General features: G+C 67.6%; 4 protein-coding genes and 1 pseudogene. 1 reads left to right on the forward strand and 4 read right to left on the reverse strand.

The annotated features are described in order from the left end of the window. The 4 genes and pseudogenes from AC5RW2_RS40525 to AC5RW2_RS40540 all read right to left on the reverse strand — a co-directional run. Positions 1 to 197: pseudogene (locus AC5RW2_RS40525) on the reverse strand (glycosyltransferase family 1 protein); the annotation flags it as partial. After that, the gene (locus AC5RW2_RS40530) at positions 197 to 1,534 is read right to left on the reverse strand and encodes a glycosyltransferase family 4 protein (RefSeq protein ID WP_494031711.1); all 1,338 of its coding nucleotides are present in this window, start codon (positions 1,532 to 1,534) and stop codon (positions 197 to 199) included. The pseudogene AC5RW2_RS40525 and the gene AC5RW2_RS40530, both read right to left, overlap by 1 nt. A 30-nt stretch (positions 1,535 to 1,564) precedes the next feature. Continuing rightward, positions 1,565 to 2,839 carry a glycosyltransferase family protein gene (locus tag AC5RW2_RS40535; protein WP_494031712.1) on the reverse strand — a complete coding sequence of 425 codons (1,275 nt, stop codon included), beginning with the start codon at positions 2,837 to 2,839 and terminating at the stop codon, positions 1,565 to 1,567. A 226-nt stretch (positions 2,840 to 3,065) separates the two neighbouring features. Beyond that, positions 3,066 to 3,335 carry a hypothetical protein gene (locus AC5RW2_RS40540; protein ID WP_494031713.1) on the reverse strand — a complete coding sequence of 90 codons (270 nt, stop codon included), beginning with the start codon at positions 3,333 to 3,335 and terminating at the stop codon, positions 3,066 to 3,068. A 123-nt stretch (positions 3,336 to 3,458) separates the two neighbouring features. On the opposite strand from AC5RW2_RS40540, the gene AC5RW2_RS40545 reads away from it, so the two are divergent. Continuing rightward, positions 3,459 to 4,620 (forward strand): RecQ family ATP-dependent DNA helicase (locus AC5RW2_RS40545; RefSeq protein WP_494075260.1); only part of this gene is annotated, 1,162 nt, incomplete at its 3' end.

A 4,620-nucleotide genomic window follows, 5' to 3' on the forward strand; every position in this document is an offset into this window, starting at 1 on the left:
GCCTGGGGCACGGGCCGGCAGACCATCTCCAGGTCAGCCAGGTCGGGCGGCATGTCCTCCCCGCGGCGCGTGCAGTAAAGCGTGACGGCGGCACCGCGCTTGCGCCAGCAGCGGATCATTTCCTGCACGTGCACGGAGGCCCCCTTGCGGCCGAAAGCGGGGATGCCCGGATCTGTGCAGAAATAGGCCACCTGCATCACAGCGCCTCAGCAAGGGGTGAGGGGACGTCCGGTGCCGCGGGCGCGGTGACGGAGGCTGCGGACCCCCTGCCGGGGGCTGCGGGCTCGGCCTGTCCGGTTACACGGCTCAGTAGGCCGCGCAGCTGGGCGGCCTGCCGGCGGGAATCGAAGTCCGTTTCAATCAGCCTGCGTGCCGCCGCTGCGACGGCACCGCGGTCGAAGTCCGGGCCGGCGACCGTTTCCAGTGCTGTCACCAGATCGGCCAGCACCCCCGTGCGCACCAGGACGCCAGTCTGCTCCTCCGCCCCATCGCCTGGATGGACCACTTCCGGGATACCCGTCACATCGCTGGCTATCGCCGGTACCCCCATGGCCATGGCTTCGAGCAGGACCGTCGGCAGGCCGTCGGCGTTGCCGTCCGCTCCCACAACGCACGGGGCCGCCAGCACATCCGCCCAGCGCAGCAGCTCAAAAACCTCCTGCTGGGTCTGCGGACCCAGCAGGAAGACCGTGTCCTCCAGCCGCGCGGCCGCGATCCTGGCGGCCAGGTCCTCGGCAAGATCACCGTCGCCGGCGATGCGCACTTCCACCCGGGTGCCGCGCTTGGCCAGTTCCTCGGCCGCATCGATCAGCATGGAGAAACCTTTCTTCTCCACCAGGCGGCCGACCGCGGCGACGCGCAGCACACTGTCCGGCGGGTCCGGCGGCCGGAACGGGAAGCGGTCCAGTTCCAGCCCGTTGTACACCAGATGCAGGTTCCGGGTTTCCTCGCTGAACATGTTCCGCAGGAAACGGTAGTTGTAGTCGCTGATCGTGATCACATGGTCGGCGTTCTTCATCGCCTGCCGCAGCCGGGAGTAATCGACGCTTTGGTGGAAGATGTCCTTCGCGTGCATGGTGAAGGAGTAGGTGATCCCGGCCAGCCGGGCAGCGATTTCCGCCGTGCGAGCGGCGGCGGAACCGAAGTGCGCGTGCAGGTGGCCGATCCGGCGCTCGATGGCCAGCCGGGCCAGTCCCACCCCCTGGTAGACCTCGTCCGGGTCCATCGGTGCCAGTTCCGGGAGCAGTTCGGCATAGCGCGCCGCGAAGTCCGGCACGGTGCCGACGGCCTGCGCCATGACCTCCCAGCCCTCGCTGAGCTTGAACGGGCGCGGAACATAGGTCACCGGTGCCTTGACCCTGGCCAGCTCCGGATGGAACCTGGGATCCGCAGCCGGACGCAGGGAGAAGATCTCCAGCTGCTCGCCCGCGGCTTCGCGCGCCAGGATCTCGGTGACAATGAACGTCTCGGAGAACCGCGGGTAGACCTTCAGGACGTACCCGATCCGGAAGCCCTCGGAATCTGCCTGCAGCATCGCAACACCCGTCTTTCCCCGGCCGCCCGGCTAGGCCCCGGCCCTTTCCTGGCGCCGAAGTGTTTCCGGCTCAACTCCGCTAGGCTCTGCTCCGCCGGGATCGGCCCGGCGCCTCCGGAGGGCTTCGCTGTTGGAGGAGGCCACCAGATTCGCCGCCAGCATCGGCACCGCCGCCAGGCCGGACAGATTGATCCTGCCCCGGTCCGAGGTGCTGCCGATCACGTCCAGGAACCAGTCCTGCAGCACATGGCGGTTCAGATCCTGCGGCAGGCACATGTCCATGAGGTCGTGGGCCACCATGGTCTTGGCCCGGATCAGCTGTTCGCGCCGGGGCCAGATGCGCGGCACCACCAGGGCAGGCACGTTCGTGCTCATGACTTCACAGATGGAGTTGTAGCCGCCCATCGTCACGATGGCGCTCGCCGCCTTGATCCGGGCCAGCGCGTCAGGAATGGACGTCACCACGCGCGTCCGTTTGCGGGCGGCTTCCTTGACGCTGGCCTGCTGGGCCTCCGGCATCTGCGGCCCGGTGATCACCAGATGGTGATAGCCCTGGGGCACCTTGGCCCTGGCTGCAGCCAGGGTGAGGGCAAAGCCGTCCGCACCGCCTCCCACAGTGGTCAGCAGGTACGGCATTTGAATCGGCGTCGTCGGCTGCGGGCACGGCCGGCCCAGCGACAGATAGCCGGTGAACCGGACTCTGTCCTTCAGCTGCGGCGGAATTTCACCGGAGCTGACCGGATCGTGCACCCCTGGGTCCCCGTAGACCCACAGCTCGTCGAAGATCTGCCGCACGTAGCCCATGCTGCCCAGGCTCTCCCACTCGCGGCGGGCAACGTCGGGGCTGTCCAGCACTTCCCGCAGGCCCAGCACAATCCGGCACTCGGGCCTGCTGGCCCGGATGACCGCCAGGGATTTCATCAGCTCCCCGTCGACGCCGAAAGCGTGGCGGTCCACCACCACCAGATCCGGCTGGAACCCCACGAGAGTTGCTTCGATGACGCCGGCGCGCAGGCCGATCAGCTGCCGCATCTCCATATCCAGGTAGCGGGGCGCATAGACCGCCCCGTGCTTGGCGATGCCCGGCAGGACCAGCCAGTCCCATCCGACGGGCTGCCCGTAGCTGGTGGCGGTGCTTTCGCCCGTGACCAGGATCCCGTTGACCTTGCGGCCGGTCAGCCCCGGCAGCCGTTCAGCCAGGGCGTGGGCTATTGCCAGGTTCCGGCGGATGTGGCCAAGTCCCTGGGAATCGTGGGAATAGAGAACAACGCGGATCTCGTCTCCATCCCGCTGGCAGGTATGCATTTTCTCCTCCGGAGCGTCGCCTGAGGGGCGGCGATGGTGTCCTTGGAGATCAATAGTGACGCAAACGTATTAATCGAGTATGAGCCACTGATGAGAGTTTTCTCATGGCGTGCTGTGCCTTACTAAACGATGAGCACGGCTGCATGGTTCAACGGTTAAGTTGCAGTTCGGTCACAGCAAACCGGCCGGGCCCTCAACTGAGCCCGGCCGGAACCTCAGCCCCCCGTCAGTCGCTCGGCGTCGTGTTGGTGGTCAGCCCGCGGTCGTCCGGGCCGGACTCCTGATCCGCTTCCGCCGCCGGCCCGGACGCGGGCCCGCCGGCAGGCCCGGCGTCCGTGTCCGGCACCTCGGCATTGCTGGCTTCGCTGATGCTGGAACCCACAGGCGCTTCCTCCCCGGAGGATTCAGGATTCTTGGGCCCGTGGCCCGGTTCCTGCGTCTTGCCAAGGTCCGCCACGGCATTGTCGATCGCATCCTGCAGCTTGTCGTCGCCCATCCTGTGCTCCTTCGATCGTGCAGTAATGGCCAGCCGGAAAGACCAGCCGTAAAAGACCCGCGTTGTCATCAACTGTTATCAGTGTGCTTACCATTGACGCAAGAGTCCAGAGGAAGGCAACACATGCCGCAACACCAGAAGCAGCCCGGACGGGAAGACCTGCGCCGGACCGCAGAATCGGCCTTCGACTGGGAGTCCTTCCGGCCGGGTCAGCTGGAAGCCATGGAAGCGGCCGTACAGGGCCGCGACGTGCTCGCCGTCATGCCCACCGGGTACGGCAAGTCCGCTGTCTACCAGGTGCCGTCCCTCGCCCTGCCGGGTGCCGCCGTCGTGATTTCCCCGCTCATTGCGCTGCAGCGGGACCAGGTGGACGATATCAACGCAGCCCTGGGCGGGGAGCGGGCGTTCGCGCTCAACTCGGCGGCCACGGCCGCCGAACAGTACGCAGCCTGGGCAGCCGCGGAATCCGGGGCGGCCAAGTTCCTGTTCCTGGCCCCGGAGCAGCTGGTCCGGCAAGAGGTCTCCGAGCGGCTGCGCGGCCTGGACATCTCGCTGCTGGTTGTGGATGAAGCGCACTGCATCTCCTCCTGGGGCCACGATTTCCGGCCGGACTATCTGCGGCTGGGGGCGATCGCTGAGGACATTGCGGGCGGAGACCGTCCGCCGACCGTGGCCTTGACGGCCACCGCGGCCACGCCAGTGCAGGCGGAGATCATCGAACGCCTGGGCCTGCGGGACCCGTACGTGACCGCGCAGGGGTTCGACCGGCCGAACCTGGGCCTGGCCGTGGTCCGCCATCCGGAGGACGAGGGCAAGCGCCGGGCGGTGGTGGAACAGGTGGAGGCGCTGTGCCGGGACGGGCAGGCGCCGGGCCTGGTGTACGTCGGCACCCGCAAGGAGACCGAATACTATGCCGGGCTGCTGGCTGACCGCGGGCTGCGAGCCGACGGCTACCACGCCGGACGGACGAAGGCGGACCGGCAGCGGATCCACGAACAGTTCCTCGAAGATGGGCTGGACTTGGTGGTCGCGACGAACGCCTTCGGCATGGGCATCGACAAACCGAATGTGCGCTTCGTGGTGCACGCGGACATCCCCGATTCGCTGGACAGCTACCACCAGGAGATCGGCCGTGCCGGGCGGGACGGCGCGCCCGCTCAGGCGGTGCTGCATTACCGGCCCGAGGACCTGGGGCTGCGCCGTTTCTTCGCCGCCAAGCATCCGGACGAGGATGCGCTGCGCACCGTCGTCGAGGTTCTCGGAGCGGCCCAGGAACCGCTGGCTC

It is taken from the genome of Arthrobacter sp. B0316-1-20 (assembly GCF_059091865.1).